The following is a 26,546-nucleotide window of genomic DNA, read 5'->3' on the forward strand; positions in this document are numbered from 1 at the left end:
AAATGAAATCATTTTTAACATTTTTTTTAGCTGATCTTACCCTTACCCGGTTGACTATACGTTAATTGTTGGTATTCACAGTTTCTTTTGGACTGCCGGGAGCAACAATATTGAAGGCCTGGCTGTCGCGGGTGTTTTTTTGTACGGTAATAGCACCAAAAACACTCAGCAGGAATGCGAAGGCATAAAACCCTTTTTCACTAGGCGCCAGGGTGGCATTCCATAATCCTACAGTCAGCAACACAATAGTTAGCAACATAGATACCCAGCTAAGCGCATAATAAAGATCGGTAACAGGGATTGCCTCCAGCCGGTCCCTTACACATTTCTGTACAGAAACGGCAGCAAATAAGCCATACATCAGTACTGTAAAATAATAACCTTTTTCATTCAGTTGCATAGTAGCATTCCATAAGCCTATGATAAAGCCCAGAACACCTGCAATCACTGCTATCCAGGAGGCGGCAATAAATGCCATTGAAGGTTTTTGTTTCATTGGTAGAGGACATTTGTTTAATGGGATTCAAATTGATGGCTAACAAAAACGTTTATCAGCAGTTTGTTGGCCTGCTGTAATAATACTATTTATTTTTTATTTCAGGATTGCGCATAAAAAAAGTCCTGAACAATCTGTCCAGGACTTTTTCTTTGTAGCGAGGAGCGGATTCGAACCACTGACCTTCGGGTTATGAGCCCGACGAGCTACCTCTGCTCTACCTCGCAATGTGGTTGCAAATGTAGGTAAATAATTTAAACTACAAAATTTCACTTTAAAATAATCAAGGCTTCTTAGTGCTTAGCAATAAATGAGTTATGCATAATCCTGACAACGCCGGCAGGCTGTAATGTAGTGTTGTATTGCATTTGCGGCGATTCTGGCGATACAGGTAAACCATTGAAAAACAAGCACATATTTTTTTTCTTTTTTTATTGAATGCGTAGTATTTCCATGAAGAATAACTCATCCGGCGTGTTAAAATAGTTGATTGATACCGCTGGAGTGCAATAAAAAACGGCGGCACATCATCTTCGTTGGTGCGCCGCCGTTTTTTATTGTTTCCGGATACTACAGATCCGAATAATCAGTAGGTCTTAAAAACAAGATGTCGGATTTAGATACGTTATGATTATACTCTTCCATAGCAAAAAGGCTTTTCCACTTAGCATCTGTATTAAATGCCTTCCAATGGGCATCCCGGTCTTCCTTGCTATTAAAAGTAGTCATGTACATCAGGTTAGGCATCCGGGAACCGGCAATAACACTGGCATAAAAAACGGCGTTAAAATGAAGGTTTTTGAAAATACTGATCTCATCACCGATGTTGAACATCTTTACTTTATTCACAAAATACTTTTCTGTAGGACTCTCATAACTGCGCAGCTCATATACCCGTTCGTTTTTAGATGCCTGGAGTACAGGCGCCTCCAATACAGGCATGCCCGGAAAAGCCTGTAATAATATAGACTCTATACGGTTGTATGGCGCATTGTTCCAGGCAGCATCAATATAGTCTTTTCCGTTAGCCTGGTAGGATTTGTCGGCTTCCAGGGTTTTCTCCAGTCCTACAAACTGTTCCAGTGATTGAAAGGGGATCAGTACATATATCTTGATATCTGCTGTATCTATAGTAACGGGTTTAAATATGCCAGCTTGTTTGATACCCATCCGATGTAAAGCAGGCAATAAGGCTTTTTGTAGGTAATTGTCTACCTGTGCTTCCTGTTCCTGTGTTTTTAGATGGTAAATCTTAATCTGATAATATTGACGGTCTTTTGCATATAGCTTCATTGAACAGATCAACAGCAATACCAGTAATAAGGTGGAATACTTCATAAGAAAAATTAATTGTGTAATAAATGACAAAATACAGTAAATAAATCAGGATTTATACCCCGGAACAATGCTTTATTTTTGCACCATAAAAATGAGATTATGTCTGAACCGGTAATATTGATCGATCAGCCCAACAATCGGGGAACGATGTATGCGATTGTGGAACAGGACGACAGAGTAGCCTACTTTTATCTCTATCCATCCGAATTACTTACCACCAAATATTCTCCGCGTCCTTGCTGGTTGCGGAATCTGAAGCCGGCGCCGGAAACACGTGATACCGCCGCTATGAAGGAGGGAATGGCTCCCATGCTGGAAGCCCGTTATAGCAACCACCCGCAAGGAAAGGAACCACTGGAAAAAAACCGGTTATCTATTGTGTGGATGGAGGAAGGCGACGGCGCTGCAGTGCTCTATGATGGCGAAATACTGGGTGTAATACCCGGCTGGAGCCTTTACAACGATGAACATGCGATCGCTTATGCAGCCGACTGTATTGGCGCTGGTGATAACGACCGCCTCATGCCCCTGGGTAAAAGAGGTGGGAATGCTATGTACGACCGGGTAGACAGGGCCATTGCTTTCTGGGAAGAATGGACAGATGAAACCAGCCAAGTATGGGGTATCCTGCAGGATAAGTACCTGAAAGCCTATGAGGCGCAATGGGGTCCTATTCAGAAATATTACGCCATCGATGGCGGACAATGGCCGCCTATTGGTTTGGCCAGGTTTGAAAACGAAGATGTTGTATACTTGCTCACCCTGGGAGCCGGTATACGGCCCATGCCCTGGGTAGAACTACTGTACACAGAGAGGGCGCCAAACTTCCGGAGAATGGAACTGGGGATAGCGGTCAACAAAAAAGACTTTACTGAAAAGGAAATTATGGTATTGGCCGGTATTATTACCGGTTTGGCAGACCGGCCCTGGAAACAAGTAACCTGGTTGGGAGAAGGGCATACTATCCCTTCCGATGAATTGCCCGCTCCTTTTGAAAGCCTTATTGTATCTACCTCCCTATACAACGGCCCCACAGTGGAAATGCCAGAAGTATATGGAGATAAAGTGAACTTGTACTGGCTAACGCCCATAACAAAGCTGGAACGTGAATTTGCCCACGCCCGGCCCAATGCAGGCGCTATTCTATTGGAAAGCATGATAGCACATGACCTGAATCACCTGGTCACAAAACGGGATGAATTGCCATTTGGATAAACCCGCTTATTCTTATGGCCATGTAAAGAGAGGGTAGCAAGAGATAAAGCGACGAAGAAGCGCTTAAACAAACTCCCGACTCCATCGGGAACCCGGAAAAATGAGGGTGTGTCAAATTTTGATACACCCTCATTTTATTTGAGGTTTTGTATCTTAAAGAAATTTATGAAATAGGTGTAACGAAATGATTATACCAGTTACTAATCCTGAAAAGAAAATTAAACAAATGAAAAACATCCATCGTAGTACGATCACCTTGCTATTATTTATCTGCATTACCACCTGTGCTTATGCGCAACAGTCCCTGGAAAAATCCCTGCTTTGGGAAATAAGTGGTAATGGCCTGGAGAAGTCTTCCTATCTCTACGGCACTATACATATGATCTGTGAAAAAGATTTTGTGATGCCGGATAAAGCTAAACAAGCTTTCGGCAAAGCGGAGCAATTGGTGATTGAAACTAATATCGGTGATCCAAAAACACAGGAGATAATGCAGAAAGTAATGTTGTCTGATACGCCACTGAGTAAAAAATTATCCCAACAAAACTACGACACAGTGGATGCGGTGTTGAAAAAGGTTTGCGGCGTTCCTCTCCAGGTTTTCGAAAACTATAAACTCGTAATGACGCTGGTTTTGCTGGCACAGAAATCTTTCTCCTGTGAGCAGCCAATGTCTTTCGAAAAAGCATTCCTCGATATGGCTCAAACAGCCAGTAAACCCGTAGGTGCACTGGAAGGGATAGAAGAAGAGCTGGACTATTTTATTAAATCCTATACGGATGAGGAAATTATCTCCCAGATAAAATTATTCGATAGCAATAAAGCAGAAATGAACCGCCTGCTGTTTTTTTACAAAGATCAGAACCTGGACAGTATATACCGGTTTATGACTGCGCCGAATCAGATGGATGCTAATACGATTCACTGGTTGCTGGAAGTACGGAACAACAACTGGGCAGTGAGAATGCCTGAAATGATGAAAAATAAAAGCTGCTTTTTTGCCATAGGAGCCGCTCATCTGGTAGGTCCTATGGGAATGATCAGGTTATTGAGAGATAAGGGATATACTGTTAAACCCGTGCTGAATTAGAAACGGAATTTACCAGGCAGTTATGATTAAACAAATACCTCCTCTATGGCTCGCTTTTGCGGCGCTATAAAGGAGGTATTTGTTTACATGAAAAAACGTACATTTTTATGTAACCATTTAGTTACATGATGGCTACATTTGTTAATGAATTATTTTCTCTCTTAATAGGCCATGGCATTGAATCTTACCATTTTAAAAACATTATTGATTAACAATTGATTAACCAAAATACATGTTTTATAGCATTACTTTTAAGTTAATATTTTAAAATGGGGATGCATAGTAAAACCAAATTAAACCATCGTCTTAAACCATTAGAAATTTAACTTTCTAAAACAGGGACAGCTTAAAAGTTTTTTTCCTAAACCATTTCTCAAAAGGGAATAAGAATGCAACAAAACAACCAAGATTCCGTCCTCCTGGACCTGCTCAGGGATGGTAGTGCCGATGCATTTACCATCGTGTATAAAAAGTATCGTCATTTCTTGATGTCTTTGGCAATAGATATGTTAAAAGACGAAGACAAAGCGCAAGACCTGTTACAGGAATTTTTTATTGATTTTTGGCAAAAGAAACTGTTCCTTAAGATTGATGCCAATTATCAGAACCGGGACAGTACTTCCATTATGAGGAATTACCTGTATGCGAGTGTGCGTAACCGCTGCCTCAATAAGATCACTCGTGAAAAGAAATTCACCAGCATCATTCCGGATGAACCGTTTACCCCTAAAGATCCCCTGGAAAGTAAGGAGATCTATAATGAGGTGAATAAGGCGTTAAAAAGTAAAGTACCGCCTAAATCATCCGTAGCTTTCAGGTTAAGACATTACGACCAAAAAAGCCACAAAGAAATTGCAGCAGAAATGAATACCAGTATTCAAACGGTAAAAAACCAGATAGGTACTGCTGTTAAAATACTACGTGGTTATTTTCATCCGGCCCACCTCTAATCCCTCTCGCTTTTAAAAGATGAATGTGTATGATAGGCTGCTAGCGCCTTAGCGGGTGAGAGGACTTCTATTGAAAAAAATTTCCAACCAGGTCTGTAAATGCTTTTTATAGACCTGGTCCAATGATTTTGTATGCACTAAAAGCAGGTTAGTAGTCTGGGAAGAAGTATACGTTTTATAGGGCCTCTCCTGCAGTGCCACCCCATTCTTCTGGCAGTTTGTCTGCAATAGACTGAGAGAAGGTCCAGTAATGCCCCCAAGGATCAACTACGCGGTATTGTCTTTCTCCATAAGGAAAATCCGTAGGCGGTTCTAATACTTGCGCACCTTGCTGCTTCACCTGGGCATAATGTGTATCCGCATCTGCTATCCGTATCATCACGGAGTCTTGCCTCGGGGAGGTGGGTGCTTCTCCCATACCTGCACTAACAACAATGGCGCCTTCTCCTAAAGCCAGTTGCGCCCGGTGGTTACCAGCACGCCAGCGTAAACGGAAACCAAAGGTAGTGCTTAGCCAAGTGATCGCCTGGTCTATATCTTCATACACCAGCACTGGAATGATTGTGTTAACAGGCATGGAGCGATTAGTTTGCATAAGATGGGCGTTAATAAAATGAATATACGATTTTTGTTTTGATAGGCAGAGAGGTTCATTTGCTATAATTTTTATTTTACATTACTACATTTATTAGTCGAGTATACCGAATATATGTCGCAATCAAATTATTACGACACATAATATGTCGTAATGACTTACTTCTCTTCCCATCGAATTGGGTAAATCCCGAAATACCAAAATAATACGGGATTGAAATCCAGGAATATTATAATAAAATTTCCAATTACCAAGTGGGAAGCCATTGTTTGGCAGACCCCGCCGGGATCAATTTGGCCCTAACTGCTTGTTTTTGTGTATTTATGGCCAAATTGACTGACATGGATAAGCTTATTGGCCGTAAAAAAGAACTTGATTTGTTCGATCAAATAAGAGATAGCAAATCGTCCTCTTTTGTAGCAGTGTATGGGAGAAGAAGGGTTGGGAAGACTTTTTTAATCAGGCGGGCTTTCGATAATAAATTTGATTTTTATCTGACAGGTATGTCTAATGTTAACTTGTCACAGCAATTAGCCAATTTTCATGTTGCACTGACGAGATATGACTCGTCAGCAAATGAAAGAAAACCTCCTGCCGATTGGTTCACTGCATTCCAACAGCTCTCTATTTTGCTGGAATCCAGTAAGCGGAAAAAGAAAGTTATTTTCCTGGACGAACTTCCCTGGCTTGATACAGCGCAATCTAATTTTGTACCTGCACTGGAACATTTTTGGAATTCCTGGGCAAGTGCGAGAAATGATGTGGTATTGATCGTTTGTGGTTCGGCAGCGGGATGGATGATCAACAAACTCATTAATAACAAAGGTGGTTTGCATAATCGGGTGACTCATCGGATCAGATTAGAGTCCTTTACATTGAAAGAGTGCGAAGACTTCTTAAAATATAAGAAAGCAATATTTGACAGGTATCAGATTATACAATTGTACATGGTTATGGGGGGAATTCCCTTTTACCTGGAACAGATAGATGTAGCGCAAAGTGCCGCCCAGAATATTAATAGACTATGTTTTGAGAAGGATGGAATGCTTCGTTCCGAATTTGATAATCTCTACCAATCCCTATTCGATAATGCAGAAAAACATGTTGCGATTATCGAAACGTTGAGTAAAAAAGCAAAAGGGCTAACTCGCGGGGAGTTAATCAAAGGGGCTAAGCTCCCCGCGGGCGGGAGCGTCACTAGAATTTTAAAAGAATTGGAGGAAAGTGATTTTATCCGCAAATATATCTCATACGGAAAAAAAGAAAGAAATAGTCTTTATCAGTTAACTGATTTTTACTCACTGTTCTATTTAAAGTTTATAAGAAAGGCCAATACATTGGATGAAAATAGTTGGATTAATGGGCTGGATAGTCCGGAGCAGCGTTCCTGGAGCGGCTATGCTTATGAGCAGGTATGTCTTGCTCATACTAAAGAAATAAAAAAGGCACTAGGTATCAGCGGCGTGCAAACAACAACGTCATCATGGATAAGCACCAGTACAGATACAGGTGCGCAAATTGACCTGGTGATTGACAGGCGTGATCAGGTGATCAATATTTGTGAAATGAAATTCTCTATTAATAATTTTACAATCGACAAAAAGTATGCGGAAGAATTGAGAAATAAGATTGGCATTTTTAAAGAGGAGACAAAAACGCGCAAAGCTATTTTTCTAACTATGATAACAACTTTTGGGTTGAATAAGAATAATTACTCGAACTGGCTTGTGCAGCAGAGCCTGAAGATGGATATTTTGTTTGAATGATATGTGTGATTCATAGACATCGTTTCAATATATTTGTATGGAATATTGGTAACATGGTAGTTATGCCATACTCGTTGTAATAGTCATTTATTATGGATGAATTAGTTCGCAAACGACTAGGATGGATCAAGTTATATCAGCAGTGTCAAAATGCAGGAAAAACCTGTTTGAAATGTGGTATTTCAAGGCCAACACTTCGGAAATGGTTAACGCGATTTGAATTGTTCGGAGAGGATGGATTAACAGAACTTAGCCGTAAGCCCTTAAACTCTCCAGGCAAGAAAATTACTGCATACCATGAAGGAATCATATTAAGCCTGCGTAATGACCGTAAGTTGGGGCATCGTAGAATTGCCAGTGAACTCAAACGGCTTCATAGTATCCATCTTTCTTTAGCATCTATTCATAAGGTTCTCCAAAAGCATAATAAAAAATACCTTTCGCTCAAGCGAATCTACCGAAAGAAAATAACCAGATATAATCGTCCCACACCTGGTGACCGGGTTCAGGTAGATGTTTGCAAAATAGCTCCTGGCCTATATCAATACACTGCCATAGATGACTGCAGTAGGTATAAGGTTATAGAGCTTTATTCAAGACGAACAGCAACCAACACTTTGTTCTTTTTAGAGGTGATGCTAGAGCAAATGCCATTTCCAATCCAGAGAATACAAACAGATCGCGGTCGTGAGTTTTTCTCCTATAAGTTTCAGGAAACGCTTATGGAATATGGCATAAAGTTCCGACCAATCAAGCCATACTCGCCATACTTAAATGGGAAAGTGGATCGAACTCAAAGAACCGATCTGGATGAATTTTACTCTACGGTATCCCTAAAGGATCCTAAATTAAAAGAACTGCTGAAGGACTGGCAACACTACTATAACTGGTACAGAGCTCATAGTTCTCTACGTGACAAAACACCTGTTGAAGTAGTGGTTTCCCTTTCACCCAAAACGCCCTATTGGGATGAAGTTGAAACATCTTATGATCCACTAAAAGAGAGAATTAGAATACAACATTATGCATCAGATCAGAGGTCTGAAAAATTGAAACGATGTCTATGAATCACACATCTTACGCCATACTATCAAATTAAATTGCATCTATTTCAATGGATATTATTTAGATTGTTTTTTCTCTGTACAGGATTCAATAAATAATTCTCCTAGTTGAGTTAAAATGTAATATTGTTCAGTTTCAAGATCAATATCCAAATCAACTTTTACATTTTCTTCGTCTTCGTTTCTAGGAATCTCCAGTGGTTCAGAATTTAATACAGTACTTTGCTGCATGGATATCATCCCAAGACGCACTAGATTTGCAATTTCAAATTCTTTTAATTCTTGCTCTGATATTATTTCTGGGTCACTAATTTTATGTTCAATTATTGCTTTGGAATATGTTATTTTTTTAAGTTCTTTTTCAAGATCGTAAAGTTTTGATTGCAGAGGCCAAATGATGTCGTGGTATTTACTATTCTTTAATCTCTCGCTCTTTATCTGTGAATTTAATTCTTCTATCTCTTTTGTTAAGCATGCTTCTTGCTCTTGATTTGATAAGTTAAAGGTGACCAGTTCTTCATTAGCATTTTCGACTCTTCTTAGTTTTGATTGGTATTCTTTTTCTAGGAAAGAAAGTTCCTCGTATGAAATTTGCCCAAGTAAATATGGAAGTACATGGTTCTGAATGTTTTGTTTGGAGTCTACTAAGTTTGACAGTAGAATCGCCCACTTATCTTGCATTTTCTCATCTTCTTCCAATGCTGCACCATCTAAAAGTGGGCATAATAATTTTAATGAAATAGTCTTCGTTGAAATGCCATTTTTGTCACAATATTCTTTCGCTTTATTGAGTGTTTTTACTTGATCTTTGAACTTCCAATATGTTACTTTCTCTTTTATTAATAGTCCAGTTTCTTCAATTGCTGGCATTATTAACTTATCAAGAAAATCTTTAGCTAGATCTATTCCTTTTTCTATGGCGGTTGATGTGATGTCAATTTTCTTTTCCATAATGTGGAGTGACTTCGTTTGAACGAAGATACCAATTTAAAAAGATTTTTTAATTATCGTAACCTAGTCTATATTTCTTATCTGACTGTTTTACACCATAAATTAAAAGCGCAATTCCTCGTAATTAACTTATGTCAAACCCAATAATGGCATACATAATATTCTTAATGAACGATTTTGTTCAGTATGCACTTGCATCATATTCATTAAGGTGATTTTGCAACAGTAAATCTCCTTTAGGCATATTCTTTAGAAGATGGTATTTTTCAATTAATGGTTTGAATTTAGTTCCATTGTAGGAAAGACCATTATAGAATAGAACCAATATTTCATGACTTGAAAGTTGTGCTCTTATTAGACTTATATATTCCTGTTTGTTGGAAATGCTGGACCTATTTACGAATTTGACAACGTGATATAGATTTCTAAAGTAATGTCCAAGATCAAACTGAAACTGCGAATAAAATTTGTCATAAGATTCTTGTATTATGGAAAGTTCACTTCCTATAGTTGATGTATCTCTGCTGTTTTTTTCAGCATGATAGTAGTTAGCAAAGCGTTCATAAAAGTAGGTGAAACAATCTCTCCCATTTCTTACATCAGGACTAACTGATTGCCCTTTGTTTCTTGCAACCACACTTTGTAGTCCTGATACTGGAACTTTCACATCAGTACTGTTTACAATAGAGTGATGAAGATTTAGTAGATTAAAAAATGTGGTTTCAAATTGCTGTTTTTCAAGTGTTTCAGACTGTGATTTCAATATAATCTTACTATCAGCTAATTCTTCTTTTTGAGATTTGTATGTTAAGTACAACAAAATGAATGCAGAAATTGATAGGAAAGGGGCTGTTAAACCAGCTATAAAAGCACCCAATTTATCATATTCGTCAATTTTCAAAGTAAACCTCCCTAAAGAGATTCCATTTAGCAGATTAAATGGAAAAAAAATAGCAATCAGACCTATTATGAGAAATGAAATTGCTAAATATAAACCTGTGTCTTTGGAGTTTTTCATATTTTGATTAGATTATTTGCCCTGGCTGTATGATAAAGGTCGTAACCCATCGTAACATAAATGGACAGAATTTCAAGAATACCCTGTATGAGAAATTTTTAAAATTCTGTCCAAAATATCTACTCCTGTAGAAAATTTATATTTTGAATAATATGTTGTCATTGAATGGCTCCATCCAATATATAATGTTTAGTACCCTCATGGAGTAAGTGCTCTCCTGTGAAATCCAAAAATATATTTCCAAGTTCATTCACTACAAGTTCTTTCATGGCAGGGGAAATACTTTCTTGGTTTAACACTGCTTTGTGATTATGGAAAAAGGTAAATGCTTTTAAGGTTTTATCCTCTTCTTTCAGTGTATATATAAGTTTAATAGCTTCCTTTATGAAATTATCAGGAATTATTGAGCTATGATTAGGATGCAGTAAGAACCTGTTTTTGTGTTGGATAATTCTTGCTCTTATAAGCTGGATGAATTGCTCCTTCACATAATGGAATTGCCTGTAAATCATTATCACATTTGGTGTTTGATTGTTTGTATCACCATATGATGCAGCATTTGCAATACAAGTTCTGATGTAAATACCTTTATTGATTTCCTGATCTGTACTTTTAATAGATAAAATGATTTTTAGAATCGCATGATTAAAATCCTTGTTAGCTTTGAGTTTTCCATAAGTTATTTGCTTCCCATTCAGATAAAAATCATTTGTATAATGATGTATTGATCCACCAACAGAAGCCTCACTATGTTGCAGTTTTTCAATTAAGGAATCAAATCCATTTCTGATTGATGTACCCCTTAATGTTTCAATCGTATCATTTGACAGTAAGGAGAAAAGCTCTGATTGTATGTTATCTGAGGTTAATCTGACAGTCCTATAGGCTTGGGTGTTATATATAATGCTCCTTAAAGTAGCATTACAGAATTGATTGTTTATTGCAGCCCAAACCAAGTATGGAGATATAAACTTCCCCATCCACTCATTCTTGGTCAATAAGTATTTTTGACTTTTTTCTATTAAAACCTCCTGAAATGTGGGATAGTGATATTTAAGCTCATCATTTTCATTTAGTACCTCAGTCAGGAAATTAATTTCCCTATCAAGATGCCTTCTTAGTGTATCATACTTTTGTCTCATCCAATCATATGAATCATTTACTCTTTTATATGGTCTGTTGATTTTATCCTGTAATAATTCGACAGGCATATGTTGGGTATGGTTTTCCAAATCCAGTATTGTATCAGGTGCATACATAAAGACATGAATGTTTCCTCCATTTCTTAATCTTGCTAATGCCTGTGTTATTGCAGGAATACCATCACTGAATATGCCATAACTACTAAATGGATTAGATTTGTTTACAATTGGCATAATGATAATGAGCGTAGCATTACTACTCTCAATATTAACCCCAGTTTTAAAATTTGTGCCAATATTATTCTCATCAGGGTTGAACTCATTGTCAGTATCAGAAGTACATATATTGGGTTGTAGTGCTAATACACTCTGGGTGATGTGGTTATTGCTTGTCCTGTCTGTAAGGGCATTGACCATAATTTTGTATGCACATAAGATATTTACCTTACATTCTGTTTCAAAAGAAGTTCTAATAATGTCAGATATTTTACCTAAAGGATTGAGGTACTTAGAAGAGTATGTATTTGTAGTAATGTGCAAATGCAAATTAGCTTGATTAGTGTTCTTTTGCCTATTTGTATCGTATATTCTTATTCTACCAACTGTAAGCAGTGATATATACCTAATGACAGGTATAGAGGCACTAGTAAATGTAGCACTTGATATAAAGCACTTATGAGTTAACTCTCTCCATGCAGTTAAATTGGGGATAAATTCATTTTTAAAATTCGCTACACTTTCGTGTATCTCATCAAAGAAGAAAACAACCTTTTCCCCTTTGTTTCTGATGGAGTTCTTTAACTTTTGCAAGAATCTGCTCTTGTGAAATGCCTGTTCAAATTTATCATCACCTGGATTCTTCAACAAACAGTTTATGGTTATTATATGTATTCTGGATTCATTTTCTGCCAAATGCTGTTCAAATGAACCAAAGAAAGATTCTTCATCAAAATTTAGCTCTTTATAATTGACTATAATTGCATGGGGCATTTCTGCTCGCAGCGCCTTATGATCTTTCTCTACTAGCTTTTGAAAGGGGCTACAAACTATGATATGATACCCTTCTTCGTAGTATTTTTTCATTAACTTATAGCACAAGGTAGTTTTTCCATGCCCTACTGGCACATTAAGTACTACTGTTTCTTGTATTGAATCATCGAGAGAATGAAAGTGCCTTTGTAAATCTAAGTATTGCCCTGCTTCAAGATTAATCCTTTCCTCTGAAACTTGAAACTCGTCAAGACTTAAAACATTGGGCTGAATATGGAAGTAATCAATCTCAGTATTCCTTAAGCTAAAAGGAAGTTCCAGATTCCTGTAAGTATTGGGATTAATAGATATTGGTCTTGCCATAAATATATTAGGTGCTAGGATAATGAATTAGCACCTAATATACTTAAAACTTTGATTTACAGCTATAGCCTTGTTATTATGCCAATCAAGATAAGAATAATAACACCAGTTGAAATCTGCTTTCCTGTACTTTGTTCCAAATCAGGCACTACAACCAGAAATAATGCACCTAATCCCCAACAAATAAGCAATAATAATGGTATGCTCAAAATGATGCTAACTACCTCCATCTGCCACCCTTTTTAAATTGTTACCAGATAATTTTTCCTTCAACTGCTGCATATCCTGACTAATCTTAGTATCCACCACTTTAGCATAAATCTGCGTTGTCTTTATGTTTTTATGCCCCAACATTTTTGAAACAGTTACTATGTCAACCCCATTGGTTAAGGTAATACTGGTAGCAAAAGTGTGTCTGGCTAAGTGCATGGAAACCCTTTTGGAAATCTTGGCAAGTGTAGCTACCTCCTTTAGGTAGATATTCATTTTCTGGTTGGACTTTACAGGTAAAACTTTACCATCATAAGCAGTCATGATCTGGCTTTTATATTTTTCTAGTATCTCTTGTGCCTGTGGTAATACAGGTATAGCTGACCTGCTTTCTGTTTTAGTCCTGTTGAGTATTATCCAGTAATTATTATCTATCCCTTTGGAAATGTGGTTGAAATTGAGTTTTTCCACATCTGCATATGACAATCCAGTATAGCAGCAGAAAAGAAATACATCTCTTACCTCATCCAGTCGTTTATTGTTACTTAAATCCAGTGATGCCAGCTTTGCCACCTCATCTGAGGTTAAATATCCCCTCAATACCTCTTTCAGCTTGCAGCTATAATTAACAAAGGGATCACTTTGCAACCAGCCATGTAACAGGCTTACTTTAATAATCCTTTTTAGCTGCTGCACATGCTTTACTACTGCATTCTGCTTTAGCTTATCATGAGTTTTAAGGTAGAAATCAAAATCAGTAATAAACTTATAATTTAGTTCAGCCAGAAACACATCTTTCCTGTGATATACAGCCTCAATGAAAGCAACTACTTTTTTTCGCAGGTAATGTATTTTTTGAGAGTATTAGCAGCAAACTCAATCCCTATCTTGGCTTTCATTTGCTCATTATGGTAATGAAATACTTCCAGCAGGGTTTTTCTCTGTTCATCAATTCCCAAAAGTTTATTCTTTAGGATTTCTGCTGTAATAGGGCTATTGGTCTTGAATAAATCATCATAAGAAGCCAGTGCCTTCGTTTTATAGGAATTGATAATATTGTTTATCTGCTTTACTAAATCAGCATCTCCTTTTACTTTCTGGCGTTTATTATCCCAGTTTTTAGGAATAACATATTGCCCTAACCCTATTTCAGCTCTTTTGCCTTCATAGGTAATTCTCATGTAGAGAGGGGCTTCACCAGCTTTATTGGTTCTGAATTTAGCCAGCCAAAATAAAATAATCATGGCTGTGCATTTAGAAAGTGAGAGAAAACAGGAAGGTTCAACTCCTGGCAAATGGAAAAAATAAAAGTAGAGTGGGAGAGTGTTTTAAAGCAACAAGGTTCATAGGCTTCAAAAAGGCACTGTGACCGAATTGTTGACCTCCTGTATATTGCCATATTTAGCAATTCAGACAGGTATAAAAAGCAAAAATCCCATAGAACTTGTATTCTATGGGATTTAACTTGTCTTATTTCAGACTTTCGTAGCGAGATCGGGAGTTGAACCCGAGACCTTTGGGTTATGAATCCAACGCTCTAACCACCTGAGCTACCTCGCCAATTTACCTTTTCGAAGCACTGATTTGCTATTAGCAGTGTCCGTTGCTCCAAAACGGGAGTGCAAAGATAAAGGCTTATAAACGAAAATTCAAAATGTATCCGCCGTTTTTTTTATAATTTTTTTTAAAGAGTGCTATCTGGGCTGGATTTATCCCATCTTTTCAGCAGCGATTCGTCGATGGAGCGTAGGTGCAGGTCCCGTTGCGGATAAGGTAATGTGATGCCGGCTTTGTTCAGGGTGTTATAGATATAGGAGAGCACTTCACTTTGTATGATGCCGGCATTGTCGAGGTCTGCAATCCAGAAATAAACCCGAAAGTTTACGGCGTTATCTCCAAATTCAAACAGTTGTACCAGTGGGGCTGGCAGGGTAAGCACATCTTTCCGGTCAGTAAACGCCGATTTGATAATATCCGTTACCTGTTTTACGTCGCTGCCATAGGCTACGCCTATGGCAAAGGTTACACGGCGGCTACGGTTGGTTCTGGTCCAATTGATCAGTTGTTGTGAAATGAGGTCGCCGTTGGGAACTATTACTTCGGAGCCATCATAGGCGCTTATTTTGCTTGAGCGGATGCCTACTTCTTTTACTACGCCTGAACGGGAGCCCAGTTCTATAACGTCGCCTACTTCAATCGGTTTTTCGAAGGCGAGGATAATGCCTGATACGAGGTTATTCACAATATTTTGCAGGCCAAAGCCAATACCTACACCTAAAGCGCCTATTACAATGGTGAGTTTGTCCATCGGAATGCCAGAGGCGGCAAACGCTAGCAGCACGCCACCGGCTAACACAGCCAGGCGTAGCAATAGGAGGGCGGAACCGAATTTTGTTTTTCGGGCATTCTGACCGGTATTGCCAAACATATAGGCAATCAGTTGGGAGGCTACTGTGGCTATCCAGATCACCAGTACAAAAATGATAACGCTGCTGAAAGAAAAGGCGGAACTGCCTATTTGATGCGGGGCCAACAGGAAGTCGCGGACATAGTCATAAATAGTATCGTATAAGTACAGGTTCCGTGTAAGGATAATCAGCCAGCTTACATAGGCTACCACGTTTAAAAAGGCTTTCAGCTTCCGTTGTACTTCTTGGTAATCCATAAAAGAGATGAAAGTGCTGGAATCTTTGTTGGCTTCTACCTGCAGGTATACTGCTTCCATCAATATTTTTACCAATACGGAGAGGCTCAATGCCATAATGGTATTCACTATCGCGCTCGATCCCATTATTTTGGCGCTGCCTACTCTGGCCGCTATAACCAGTAACAACGAAAAGCAGCTGGTGGCAATCAATAGCCGGATCAGGGGCTGGGCATATTTAGGTTGGGCAAAAGAGGTGAGGGCGGTTTCTTTCAATAGCCTGATTCCTAATATAATGGAGAGGATAGCGCCTAGCAGTAATCCCCATTGTTCTGCATAGGTGACCTCTATCAGGAGGTTATTTAAGCTATAAGCGAACAATAGCCCTACTAACATCAGCCATGTTTTAAACAGTGACCCGGGCAGATGCATGCGGAAAATAATGGTTAAAGCAACGATGTTCAGTCCCCAGGTAATTTCTGTAAAGAGAATAGGGTAGCGGATAGAAAGTACGGCCGACAAGGTGGTGATCAGTACTATGGAACTGGCTAACGGAAACCGGTATACGTATTTGGCGTGTTGCAGGATGGCTTCTCCTTCCTGTTCGGGGTAGTGGAGCCGTATACGTCGGATATTATTATGCACCCACCATAGGAATAACAGGGCCAATACTAGCCAGATAAAAAATACCGGCCATTGTATGGCAGAGAAAATGACCAATACTTTAGTGCTTTTATGCAGCGATTTCCGCAGCACTGAAAAAAAACCTAGCGGATTAATGCTGTCGTGGTGCGGTTGCCATAGGTAATGGTAGTCGCGTACAAACATATTTGAAGAAAACTGGATCAACCGGTAATTCATGTCTTCATAGAGGTTAGAAGCATCTATATAGCGGTTGGCTACTTTGTTCTGTAATAAACCAATTTGGGTGAGAGTGTACCGGTTGGCGCTGTCTACAGTACGGAATTTAAGGATGAGGTTAGTCATCTGTTCCAGGTAAAAGCCGTAGAGTTCATCTTCTGCCGGGATATTCCGCATGGCGGTATCCCGCCGCAGCGAATGCAGGGTATCATTAATGTTGATCAACTTGTTATAGTAGGAAAACAGGGTGCTTTGCCAGGAGCTTAGCTTTCGCTGCAATTGTTCCAGCATTACTTTGTTAGTATAAATGTCATTGATGTTGGGGGTACGGCCAAGGCTTGCAATGTTCAATTTTATCAGGGCCAGGGAAGTGTCGGTAAGTGGCAGGCCTGTGTTGATGCTGGAAGTATCGAATCCACGTTTCAGGGAGCTCATCAGGTCGTTCAGCATTAAGGTGTAGTTCTCAATTCTGTTGACGAGAATAGCTACAGCGGTATCTGATTTTTTTACCTGGCTGGTATCTCTGGATAGTGCGGCAATATTTTTTCGTATAGTGGCGCTGTCTACTGCCACCAGGTGGAGGGTGTCCAGTGATTTTATTTTTTTACGCTGCTGGGCATCGGCATGTAAACAGCCGGTCGTTACTGGTAGCAACCAAAAAAGCACCTGCAGTAATCGATTGTTAACTTTAACGTTAAAGGACATATGAGGTGAGCTGATTCCTATGGTGGAACACTTTTTACGCCTAAAAGTTCCTGAATTTAAAACTTTTAATCTTCCTGACCGTTAACTTTTTGTAGCCAGTTGCTTATCTTTTGTTAGGTATCTGATTCCTGAGTATTTTGTAAGCTATCAGACCCTGAAAAACAATATATGAACAGAGAATTGCTTGTTGCCACCTTAAGAAAAGACCTTGAACCCTGGGATGTTATCGTAATTGGTGGCGGTGCTACCGGCCTTGGTGCGGCGCTGGAAGCGGTAACCAGGGGGTATAGAACCTTGTTGCTGGAACAGGTTGATTTTGCCAAATCCACTTCCAGTAAAAGTACCAAATTGGTGCATGGAGGGGTGCGTTATCTGGCGCAAGGCAATGTGTCCTTGGTAAGGGAAGCCAGCTTGGAACGCGGCCGTTTAGCGGCTAATGCGCCCCATTTGGTTCGCAATCTGGCTTTTGTGATCCCTACATTTAGTTTTTGGGAGAATATAAAGTATACTATTGGCCTTAAAATATATGATTGGCTGGCCGGTCGCCTCAGCCTCGGAAAATCTATTCATATTTCCAGATCGGAAACCCTGCAGCGGTTGGCTACTCTTAAAAAAGATAAGCTGGCGGGTGGTGTGTTGTACCACGACGGGCAATTTGATGATAGCCGGCTGGCCATTAACCTGGCACAAACGATTGCTGATAAAGGCGGTACGGTGTTGAATTATATGCGGGTAACCGGTTTGCATAAAGATGAGGATGGAAATATTGCCGGACTAACGGTAAGGGATATACTGGGAGGAGAAAGTGATATTTACCTGAATACCCGGGCTGTAATTAATGCCACTGGGGTATTTGCAGATGATATCCTGGAGATGGATGATCCCAAGGCTCCTAAATCTATTGCTGCGAGTCAGGGGGTACATTTGGTATTGAACCGGGATTTCCTGCCAGGCTACGATGCAATGATGATTCCTGCTACCAGCGATGGCAGGGTGCTCTTTCTGGTGCCCTGGCATAATAAAGTGGTTGTAGGTACTACGGATACTCCCGTCAGTTATATCAGCCTAGACCCCCATGCGTTGGAACAGGAGATCTCATTTATTCTGAAAACAGCAGCGCAATATCTGGCTAAACCCCCTCAGCGTACCGATGTACAAAGCGTATGGGCTGGCCTCCGGCCGCTCGCTGCTGCCAAGTCCGAAGAACATAAAACCAAGGAAATATCCCGCAGCCACAAGATCATCGTTTCCCAATCAGGACTGGTCACAATTATCGGTGGTAAATGGACCACCTATCGCCGCATGGCTGAAGATGTGATCCATAAACTGGAAGAAGTGATGCGTTGGAAAGAAACAGTTTCAGTAACCTATGAAATGAAAATTCATGGCGCAAAAGCAGCGGTAGACTGGAATGATCCCTGGTATTTTTATGGCGCCGATAATGCAAATATCCATGAACTGATCGACCGTCAACCTGCTATGGGAGAGGAATTGAGCAAAGAATATAACATTCTTAAAGCTCAGGTGGTATGGGCGGTACGAAAAGAGATGGCCCGTAATATTGAAGATTTCCTGGCTCGCCGCGTCCGGTTGCTCTTTTTGGATGCCCGGGAGGCTTTACGTATAGCGCCTGCTGTAGCCCGTATTATGGCGGAAGAGCTGCATAAAGATGAGCATTGGGTAGCTACTCAGATCAGCAGCTTTGCGGAGGAAGCAAATGGATATGTATTGTTGTAAAAACAGCAGTTAGCGGTTAGCCGCTAACTGCCGGTCACTTTACGCCCACTTGAATTTGTCGCCAAGAGGTTTTACCCTTCTGCCAGCAGATAAGGGTTCGTCAGTATAGCCCAGATAAAAGAATCCCAGTACCTGGTCTTCTTCTCCTAAACCTAGATATTCTTTCATGGCAGGGTGGAAGGTCATACCGCCGGAACCCCAGTAGCCCGCAATATTGAGGGCAGTAGCGCCCAGCCACATATTTTCCACGGCGCAGGCTACAGCTGCCACTTCTTCTATTACTGGTATTTTAGGGTTGCTGCCTCTTTTCATGCAAATAGCTACTATGTGGGAAGCAAGATCTCCCTGGCTTTTCATTTTGTCGTAGTTGCCGGGAACATACTTGTCGGCCGGGGTATGTTGTCTGTACATTTCGGCATGGTCTGCACAAAAGCCTGGTACTTTTTCGCCACTGTAAATGGTAAAGTACCAGGGTTCAGTGTAGCCGTGGGTAGGCGCCCAATCTGCCAGTTGTAATAATTGCTGCACAGTTTCATCGGCTATTTTCCTGCCATTCATGCTGGTAGGCTTTACAGAACGCCGGCTAGTGATTGCTTGTTCCACAGATGTGGCTGATATTGTTGTATCCATAATCATAATAAATAATGTAATTATTGTTATTTACCGGTTTCCAGACGGGTTTTCATTGCTGCCGATAATTTGGCCACTTTACGCTGTTGGTAATCAAAGCATACCATGCCTGTTTTAGCTTCGGCAATGGTGATCGTTTGTGCATCCCGTTGAGTGGTAATATAGTAGAAAAGCTCAAATCCAAATGGGCTGAATTCTCCTGCGGCAACAGCTACGTGGAAAATATCTCCATGAAAGCCTTCTCCCTTATAAGCTACCGCTACGTCGGCCATAATGAGTCCAATGCCGGTGGTTTTGTCCAGTTCTGTATAACCGGCGCTGGCCAGAAATTGTAACCGGCACTCGTGTATAATAGAGAGAATGGCGTCGTTGCCTACATGCCCGCCGTAGTTAATGTCCTGGATGCGTACCGGAATTTGCGTGCTAAATGGAAAAACTGCGGGTAAATCTATCTTAATCCTTGCCATTATTATTTTTTAGGTAGATGCTAAACGTTTGTTGTTTGTTTCAGAAAAGCGGCAAATTTCGCAAAGGCTCTCGCCCGCTGACTATATTGGTTCTTTTCTGCCAGGTCCATTTCTGCATAGGTTTTTGTGGCCCCTTCCGGCACAAAGATAGGATCGTAGCCAAACCCTTTTTCTCCAAGGGGAGCAATGGTAATCTGTCCGGTGCATATTCCTTCAAACTGGTATTCCTGTCCGTTGAGGATCAGGGAAATAACGGTGCGGAATTGCGCACTCCGGTCGGCTTCTCCTTCCATCTCTTGCAGCACCTTTACGATATTGTCGGCGGCTTCTTTTTGCTCACCGGCATAACGTGCGGATAAAACGCCTGGCGCCCCGTTTAATGCGGTTATTTCGAGCCCGGAATCTTCTGCAAAGCAATTTTCTCCTGTTATGTGGTGGATGGTACTGGACTTTTCCCTGGCATTCTCTTCCAGGGTGTCGTGCGGTTCCGGAATGTCTATGTCCATACCGGCTTCCGATAGGGTAATGATCTCAAAATGGTCGCCCAGCAGGGAGCGGAACTCTTTTACCTTATTTTGATTATTGGTAGCGAATATCAACTTCATATAGTCGGATGAAAAATGTATTTATTGTATTAAATGCCTAACAATTGTTTTAATCCTGCCCATAGCCTGGCTTTCAGCTGCTTGTCGCTGCCAATCACAGACAGTTCATCAGAAAAAAGAAGCGTGGTGCCATTTACCGTTACCAGTTGGTAAGCAGGAATGTCGCTGAGCCCCAGTTGCTCCGGTGTAATCCCAAATACAACGCTTCGTGTTATCTTCACCGCCGATTGCCAGTCGGTAAAGGTTAATGCAGGGTAATGCGACACATTCATCAGGGATACATCCTGCATACCTAGTTTACAGGCGTTTAATATATTGGTAAGGAGGTTGAATAATTCTTCATTTAAATACGCTTGATTTTCATTTTGTATGAAGAGCGCAATGTTTTTTTGATTTTCTCCTAAAAATTTAACTTTAGGCAACTCTTTTTCCACTGCTGCCGCAGGCGTGCTTTTCCCGGGAATGATGGGCTGGGTAAAGATTTTAGCAAGAAATACCGGATCAAGTCGGATTTGCTCAAGCGACATAAATATGTTAATTGTTTTTAATGTAAAAAGCCCCTCTGGGGAAAAATCAGTTTATTTGCAACGTCGGGGCTTTTGGGCGCCGATGGCACAACGATTGAAATGTAAAAATATTGAGATAAAATTGATTAACCATGATGGTAAATAAATCAACAGTTAAGGAAGAGGCATTGAAGAAGATCAAGATCACCAAAACAACAGCAAGCAGGTTAAATGAAGTTGACTTTAATAACCTGGCATTTGGGAAGATGTATGCCGACCATATGTTGGTAGCAGATTTTGATGGAAAAGAATGGAAAAACGCAGAAATCCTGCCTTTTCAGCATCTGTCTGTAAGTCCTTCTAATGCTGCCTGGCACTATGGTCAGGCTATTTTTGAAGGTATCAAGGCTTATAAAGATCAGGAAGGACATCCCATGATCTTCAGGCCTTACGACAATTTTAAACGTTTCAACAGTTCCGCAGAAAGAATGGGCATGCCAGAAGTGCCCGAGTGGTTGTTTATCGGGGGAATGGATATGTTGATAGATATAGACCGCGATTGGGTGCCTACCGGCGAAGGTTGCTCCCTTTATCTGCGTCCTTTCATGATTGCTACCGACGAATTTATCGGTGTGCGTCCTTCTGATACCTATAAATTCGCCATCATTAATTCTCCTTCCGGCCCTTATTTCAATAAGCCGATTAAACTGCTGGTGCAAGACAAATATATACGCGCATTTCCCGGTGGAGTAGGTTTTGCAAAGGCGGCAGGTAACTATGGGGGTACTATGTATCCTACTATGCAGGCTAAAAAGCAGGGGTACGATCAGATTTTGTGGGTAGATGGCTATGAGCATAAATACCTGCAGGAATGCGGTACCATGAACGTATTTGCCATTATCGGCAATACTGCTGTTACCCCGGATCTCTTACAGGGTACTATCCTGGAAGGTGTTACCCGCGCGAGCGTAATCGATGTGCTGACCGATATGGGCCTCAAAGTGGAAGAAAGACCTATTTCTATTGATGAAATTGTGACTGCTCATAACAATGGCACCCTGCGGGAAATATTCGGTACCGGTACCGCTTCCAGCGTAGCATATGTAGAACAATTGGATTATAAGGATATGCAGATCCGTTTGGATACTGCCAAGTATGATGTTGGAGCAGAAGTGATTCACCGTTTAGATGATATCCGTACCGGCCGCGCTACAGATACCCGCCACTGGAACTACATTATTGATAGAAAATAGCCGCTGATAACCAGGGAAAGAGCAGTTAAAAGCGCAATGTGCAGATAATATATTAAAGTAGATTTGCTATATGTGAGGCAGATTTTCGCTTAATATAGGGCCCGGTCTCCGCTTTTAGCTGCTCACCGCTAAAAAGTTGTTCCTATTTTTTATGGTAGTTTCTAACGGAAATCATACCTTTGCAGTCCGGTTTTTGGTAATCCTGAGCTACTACCAGAAAATAAGACCAATAGCCTGCTGTATATCATAGCGGGAGATCATTCCGGCAAAAATATTTTCGAAACAATTTTGTTATTCACATATATAGTTTTACCTTTGCCGTCCCAAAATCCCTTTGTGGGAATTTGGATGTCATTGTAAACCGACATAAAAAAACTAGGTAAAGAATGCCTACTATACAACAATTAGTAAGAAAAGGAAGAGAAATTATCCGGGCTAAGTCTAAGTCCAGGGCATTAGATAGCTGCCCTCAGCGTCGTGGCGTTTGTACTCGTGTATACACTACCACGCCTAAGAAACCAAACTCCGCTTTGCGTAAAGTAGCGAAGGTGCGTTTAACCAATAAAGTTGAGGTGATTGCCTATATCCCTGGTGAAGGTCACAACTTGCAGGAGCACTCTATCGTACTGATCCGTGGTGGAAGGGTAAAAGATTTACCAGGTGTTCGTTACCACATCGTTCGCGGTTCCCTGGATACTGCTGGTGTGAAAGACAGAAAGCAGAGCCGTTCCAAATATGGTACTAAAAAGGAAAAGGCTAAAAAATAATCAATTATAAATAGTCGTAATTTTCAATAAATGAGAAAGCAAGCTGCAAAAAAATTGCCTCTGGCTCCAGATCCTAGGTTTAATGACAAGCTGGTAACCCGCTTCGTTAATAACGTAATGGAACAAGGAAAAAAGAGCATTGCCTATAAAATTTTCTACGATGCTGTGGATAAGGTAAGCCAAATGACCGGTGAAAATGGTTACGAGGTTTGGAGAAAAGCATTAACTAATGTAACTCCTGGTGTTGAAGTTAGAAGCCGCCGTATCGGTGGTGCTACCTTCCAGATCCCAGCCGAAGTTCGTCCTGACAGAAAGATATCTCTGAGCATCAAGTGGTTGGTACGCTATGCCGGCGAAAGAAACGGTAAGAGCATGGCCGACAAACTGGCGAACGAAATCGTAGCAGCTAGTAAAGGTGAAGGTGCAGCGTTCAAGAAGAAAGAAGATACTCACCGTATGGCAGAAGCGAATAAAGCTTTCTCTCACTTCAGAATCTAGTTATAGCCTTTATAGGCAACTCAATATATTTGGCAAACAGTTCCTTGGGAGCTGTTTGCCTTTTTGTGCTATATTGCCACCGCCTGCCCAGGGCTACCCGTTTAACGGCCGAAAAACTACTTTAGCTGGATAAAACTGTTTTTGAGATAGATATTCGCTAAATTCACAGAATTATGGGAAGGCAAAAAAATACTATTTATTTTAGTATGGGTTTTGATAAAAATTGGTAATTAACACGCTGAAGCTGGTTTTGATCACTATATTCATGCGGATAAATGATAATGTGATAAACGCCCCAGCTTGTTACAAACAAATAACAATTTGGAAAAGTAGTTCGTTTTATTTATTGTTGAAAATAGATTACCTTTGCCCCCCAAATTGCATTATTTAGTCATTTTAATATTATGGCAGACTTAAAATTTCAAAGGAACTTTGGTATTGCGGCGCACATTGATGCGGGTAAAACCACTACCACAGAACGTATCCTGTATTATACAGGTAAATCCCACAAAATTGGAGAGGTGCACGAGGGTGCTGCTACAATGGACTGGATGGCACAGGAGCAGGAAAGAGGTATTACCATCACATCTGCGGCAACTACCTGTTTCTGGAATTTTCCAACTTTGCAAGGTAAAGCCTTACCTGATACCAAACAATATAAATTCAATATCATCGATACTCCAGGTCACGTGGACTTTACCGTAGAGGTAGAACGTTCCCTGCGCGTACTGGATGGTCTGGTAGCATTGTTCTGCGCTGTATCTGGTGTTGAACCTCAGTCTGAAACCGTTTGGCGTCAGGCTAACCGTTACCGTGTACCCCGTATCGGTTTCGTTAATAAAATGGACCGTTCCGGTGCCGACTTCCTCAATGTGGTTAAACAGGTAAAAGAAATGCTGGGTGCTAACCCCGTTCCTTTAACCCTGCCAATCGGCGCGGAAGATACCTTCAAAGGCGTGGTAGATCTGATCACCATGAAAGGTATCATCTGGGATGAAGAAGGTAAAGGCGCTACTTACCAGGAAATTCCTATTCCTGAAGATATGGTGGCTGAAGCAGAAGAATGGAGAGCGAAACTCGTAGAAGCAGTAGCTGAATACGACGACACCTTGATGGAAAAATTCTTCGAAGATCCTAATTCTATCTCCGAAGACGAAATTCACGAAGCAATCCGTAAAGCAACAATCGATATTGCTATCATCCCAATGATGTGCGGTTCTTCCTTCAAAAACAAAGGTGTTCAGAAGATGCTGGATGCGGTTTGCCGTTACCTGCCTTCTCCACAGGATGTTGAAGCAGTAAAAGGTACTAATCCAGACACTGGCGAAGAAATCGAACGTAAACCAGATGCAAAAGCTCCGCTGGCTGCACTGGCATTCAAAATCGCAACCGATCCTTTCGTAGGCCGTCTGGCATTCTTCCGGGTTTATTCCGGTCACCTGGACGCAGGTTCTTACGTACTGAACACCCGTACCGGTAAGAATGAGCGTATCAGCCGTATCATGCAGATGCACGCAAACAAACAGAATCCGATCGACTTCATCGAAGCCGGTGATATCGGAGCCGCTGTTGGTTTTAAAGACATCAAAACTGGTGATACCCTGTGTGACGAGAACAACCCGATCATACTGGAATCTATGACCTTCCCTGAACCAGTTATCCACATCGCTATTGAGCCTAAAACTCAGGCAGACGTTGATAAAATGGGTATGGCCATCGCTAAACTGGTAGAAGAAGATCCTACCCTGAAAGCAAGAACAGATGAAGAAACCGGTCAAACTGTATTGAGCGGTATGGGTGAGCTGCACCTCGAAATCATCGTAGACCGTATGCGTCGCGAGTTCAAGGTAGAAGTAAACCAAGGCGCTCCTCAAGTAGCTTACAAAGAAGCACTGACTACCAAGATAGAACACCGTGAAGTATTCAAGAAACAAACTGGTGGTCGTGGTAAATTCGCTGATATCCAAATAGAAATCGGACCTGCTGACGCAGAATGGCTGAAAGAAAACGAAGGTAAAAGCTTACAGTTCGTTAACGATATCTTCGGTGGTGCTATTCCAAAAGAGTTCATCCCTGCTGTACAGAAAGGTTTCGAACAGTCCCTCAACCAGGGGGTGCTCGCAAACTTCCCGCTGACCAGCTTAAGAGTTCGCCTGTTTGATGGCTCTTACCACCAGGTAGACTCCGATGCGATGTCTTTCGAATTGTGCGCTAAACAAGCTTTCCGTGAAGCTGCCCGCAAAGCTAAACCAGTATTGCTGGAGCCAATCATGAAAGTGGAAGTTCAAACTCCAGACCAGTACATGGGTGATGTTACAGGTGACCTGAACCGTCGTCGTGGTATGCTGGAAGGTATGGACTCCAAAAATGGTGTACAGGTAATCAAAGCAAAAGTGCCACTGAGCGAAATGTTCGGTTACGTAACTCAGCTGCGTTCCCTGTCTTCCGGCCGCGCTAGCTCCATCATGGAGTTCTCTCACTACGCTCCTGCACCAAATAACGTGGCAGAAGAGGTGATTGCAAAAGTGAAAGGTAAAGTAAACGCTTAATCATTAGCTTTTTATAAAGAAAAGGTTGTCCTGCTCTCACAGGACAACCTTTTCTTTTAGTCCTACTGACATGAACATGCTATTGCCAGGATAGGAATATTCAATATTTTCGATTATCATAACCTACAACTGAATT

The 26,546-nt window shown here is 40.8% G+C and carries 23 protein-coding genes and 2 tRNA genes; 10 read left to right on the forward strand and 15 right to left on the reverse strand.

The window, feature by feature from the left end; translation table 11 throughout:
* Window positions 1–61: 61 nt before the first annotated feature.
* The 3 genes from yiaA to ACDQ55_RS06895 all read right to left on the reverse strand — a co-directional run bounded on the left by yiaA (window position 62) and on the right by ACDQ55_RS06895 (window position 1,834).
* The gene (gene yiaA, locus ACDQ55_RS06885) at window positions 62–496 is read right to left on the reverse strand and encodes an inner membrane protein YiaA (protein WP_420980546.1); all 435 of its coding nucleotides are present in this window, start codon (window positions 494–496) and stop codon (window positions 62–64) included.
* Between the two features lie 155 nt (window positions 497–651).
* Window positions 652–723 (reverse strand) — tRNA-Met (locus tag ACDQ55_RS06890).
* 343 nt (window positions 724–1,066) lie between these two features.
* A complete protein-coding gene (locus ACDQ55_RS06895) occupies window positions 1,067–1,834 on the reverse strand; it encodes an NIPSNAP family protein (RefSeq protein WP_420980547.1) in 768 nt (255 codons plus the stop codon).
* Window positions 1,835–1,933: 99 nt separating this feature from the next.
* On the opposite strand from ACDQ55_RS06895, the gene ACDQ55_RS06900 reads away from it, so the two are divergent.
* The 3 genes from ACDQ55_RS06900 (at window position 1,934) to ACDQ55_RS06910 (ending at window position 5,089) form a co-directional block, all read left to right on the forward strand.
* Window positions 1,934–3,049 (forward strand): suppressor of fused domain protein, encoded by a 1,116-nt coding sequence (locus ACDQ55_RS06900; protein WP_420980548.1) that lies wholly within the window; start codon window positions 1,934–1,936, stop codon window positions 3,047–3,049.
* A 226-nt stretch (window positions 3,050–3,275) separates the two neighbouring features.
* Window positions 3,276–4,139 (forward strand): TraB/GumN family protein, encoded by an 864-nt coding sequence (locus ACDQ55_RS06905; RefSeq protein WP_420980549.1) that lies wholly within the window; start codon window positions 3,276–3,278, stop codon window positions 4,137–4,139.
* Between the two features lie 389 nt (window positions 4,140–4,528).
* Window positions 4,529–5,089, forward strand: coding sequence for an RNA polymerase sigma factor (locus tag ACDQ55_RS06910; RefSeq protein ID WP_420980551.1), 561 nt, complete (start codon window positions 4,529–4,531; stop codon window positions 5,087–5,089).
* 175 nt (window positions 5,090–5,264) lie between these two features.
* On the opposite strand, the gene ACDQ55_RS06915 is transcribed toward ACDQ55_RS06910, so the two are convergent.
* Window positions 5,265–5,666 (reverse strand): VOC family protein, encoded by a 402-nt coding sequence (locus tag ACDQ55_RS06915; RefSeq protein WP_420980552.1) that lies wholly within the window; start codon window positions 5,664–5,666, stop codon window positions 5,265–5,267.
* Window positions 5,667–6,025: 359 nt separating this feature from the next.
* Between ACDQ55_RS06915 and ACDQ55_RS06920 the strand changes: the two genes are divergently transcribed.
* Together ACDQ55_RS06920 and ACDQ55_RS06925 are read left to right on the forward strand one after the other, a co-directional pair.
* Window positions 6,026–7,450, forward strand: a complete 1,425-nt coding sequence (locus ACDQ55_RS06920; RefSeq protein WP_420980554.1) for an AAA family ATPase — start codon at window positions 6,026–6,028, stop codon at window positions 7,448–7,450.
* A 92-nt stretch (window positions 7,451–7,542) separates the two neighbouring features.
* Window positions 7,543–8,517, forward strand: a complete 975-nt coding sequence (locus tag ACDQ55_RS06925) for an IS481 family transposase (protein WP_420980555.1) — start codon at window positions 7,543–7,545, stop codon at window positions 8,515–8,517.
* Between the two features lie 54 nt (window positions 8,518–8,571).
* Here ACDQ55_RS06925 and ACDQ55_RS06930 read toward each other — a convergent pair whose 3' ends face one another.
* The 7 genes from ACDQ55_RS06930 to ACDQ55_RS06960 form a co-directional block, all read right to left on the reverse strand.
* On the reverse strand, window positions 8,572–9,465 hold the full coding sequence (locus tag ACDQ55_RS06930) for a hypothetical protein (RefSeq protein ID WP_420980557.1): 894 nt from the start codon (window positions 9,463–9,465) through the stop codon (window positions 8,572–8,574).
* Window positions 9,466–9,646: 181 nt separating this feature from the next.
* Window positions 9,647–10,483, reverse strand: coding sequence for a putative phage abortive infection protein (locus ACDQ55_RS06935; protein ID WP_420980559.1), 837 nt, complete (start codon window positions 10,481–10,483; stop codon window positions 9,647–9,649).
* Between the two features lie 158 nt (window positions 10,484–10,641).
* Window positions 10,642–12,978 (reverse strand): DEAD/DEAH box helicase family protein, encoded by a 2,337-nt coding sequence (locus ACDQ55_RS06940; protein ID WP_420980560.1) that lies wholly within the window; start codon window positions 12,976–12,978, stop codon window positions 10,642–10,644.
* Window positions 12,979–13,194: 216 nt separating this feature from the next.
* Window positions 13,195–13,980, reverse strand: a complete 786-nt coding sequence (locus ACDQ55_RS06945; protein WP_420980561.1) for a tyrosine-type recombinase/integrase — start codon at window positions 13,978–13,980, stop codon at window positions 13,195–13,197.
* Between the two features lie 35 nt (window positions 13,981–14,015).
* A complete protein-coding gene (locus ACDQ55_RS06950) occupies window positions 14,016–14,432 on the reverse strand; it encodes an Arm DNA-binding domain-containing protein (protein WP_420980562.1) in 417 nt (138 codons plus the stop codon).
* 242 nt (window positions 14,433–14,674) lie between these two features.
* Window positions 14,675–14,748: transfer RNA gene (locus ACDQ55_RS06955), tRNA-Met, on the reverse strand.
* 124 nt (window positions 14,749–14,872) lie between these two features.
* Window positions 14,873–17,398 carry a mechanosensitive ion channel family protein gene (locus ACDQ55_RS06960; RefSeq protein WP_420980563.1) on the reverse strand — a complete coding sequence of 842 codons (2,526 nt, stop codon included), beginning with the start codon at window positions 17,396–17,398 and terminating at the stop codon, window positions 14,873–14,875.
* A 168-nt stretch (window positions 17,399–17,566) separates the two neighbouring features.
* On the opposite strand from ACDQ55_RS06960, the gene ACDQ55_RS06965 reads away from it, so the two are divergent.
* Complete coding sequence (locus tag ACDQ55_RS06965; protein WP_420980564.1) at window positions 17,567–19,135, forward strand: glycerol-3-phosphate dehydrogenase/oxidase; 1,569 nt, start codon at window positions 17,567–17,569, stop codon at window positions 19,133–19,135.
* Between the two features lie 39 nt (window positions 19,136–19,174).
* Here ACDQ55_RS06965 and ACDQ55_RS06970 read toward each other — a convergent pair whose 3' ends face one another.
* Genes ACDQ55_RS06970 through ACDQ55_RS06985 form a run of 4 tightly spaced genes read right to left on the reverse strand, consistent with a single transcriptional unit; the run spans window position 19,175 to window position 21,364 of the window.
* Window positions 19,175–19,765, reverse strand: coding sequence for a nitroreductase family protein (locus ACDQ55_RS06970; protein ID WP_420980565.1), 591 nt, complete (start codon window positions 19,763–19,765; stop codon window positions 19,175–19,177).
* A 26-nt stretch (window positions 19,766–19,791) separates the two neighbouring features.
* Window positions 19,792–20,232 carry an acyl-CoA thioesterase gene (locus ACDQ55_RS06975; protein ID WP_420980567.1) on the reverse strand — a complete coding sequence of 147 codons (441 nt, stop codon included), beginning with the start codon at window positions 20,230–20,232 and terminating at the stop codon, window positions 19,792–19,794.
* Between the two features lie 20 nt (window positions 20,233–20,252).
* Window positions 20,253–20,837, reverse strand: coding sequence for an RdgB/HAM1 family non-canonical purine NTP pyrophosphatase (rdgB, locus tag ACDQ55_RS06980; RefSeq protein WP_420980568.1), 585 nt, complete (start codon window positions 20,835–20,837; stop codon window positions 20,253–20,255).
* A 29-nt stretch (window positions 20,838–20,866) separates the two neighbouring features.
* Window positions 20,867–21,364 carry a hypothetical protein gene (locus ACDQ55_RS06985; RefSeq protein ID WP_420980570.1) on the reverse strand — a complete coding sequence of 166 codons (498 nt, stop codon included), beginning with the start codon at window positions 21,362–21,364 and terminating at the stop codon, window positions 20,867–20,869.
* Window positions 21,365–21,495: 131 nt separating this feature from the next.
* On the opposite strand from ACDQ55_RS06985, the gene ACDQ55_RS06990 reads away from it, so the two are divergent.
* From ACDQ55_RS06990 to fusA, 4 genes are all read left to right on the forward strand, one after another.
* Window positions 21,496–22,596, forward strand: a complete 1,101-nt coding sequence (locus ACDQ55_RS06990) for a branched-chain amino acid aminotransferase (protein WP_420980571.1) — start codon at window positions 21,496–21,498, stop codon at window positions 22,594–22,596.
* 386 nt (window positions 22,597–22,982) lie between these two features.
* Window positions 22,983–23,363: a 30S ribosomal protein S12 gene (rpsL, locus tag ACDQ55_RS06995; RefSeq protein ID WP_012789278.1), complete on the forward strand. Its 381-nt coding sequence runs from the start codon at window positions 22,983–22,985 to the stop codon at window positions 23,361–23,363.
* Window positions 23,364–23,393: 30 nt separating this feature from the next.
* Window positions 23,394–23,861, forward strand: a complete 468-nt coding sequence (gene rpsG / locus ACDQ55_RS07000; RefSeq protein WP_168741512.1) for a 30S ribosomal protein S7 — start codon at window positions 23,394–23,396, stop codon at window positions 23,859–23,861.
* Between the two features lie 404 nt (window positions 23,862–24,265).
* Complete coding sequence (fusA, locus tag ACDQ55_RS07005; protein WP_420980573.1) at window positions 24,266–26,410, forward strand: elongation factor G; 2,145 nt, start codon at window positions 24,266–24,268, stop codon at window positions 26,408–26,410.
* The last annotated feature ends 136 nt before the right edge of the window (window positions 26,411–26,546 follow it).

It is taken from the genome of Chitinophaga sp. 30R24, from assembly GCF_049056765.1.
In the GTDB taxonomy this organism is placed as follows: domain Bacteria; phylum Bacteroidota; class Bacteroidia; order Chitinophagales; family Chitinophagaceae; genus Chitinophaga.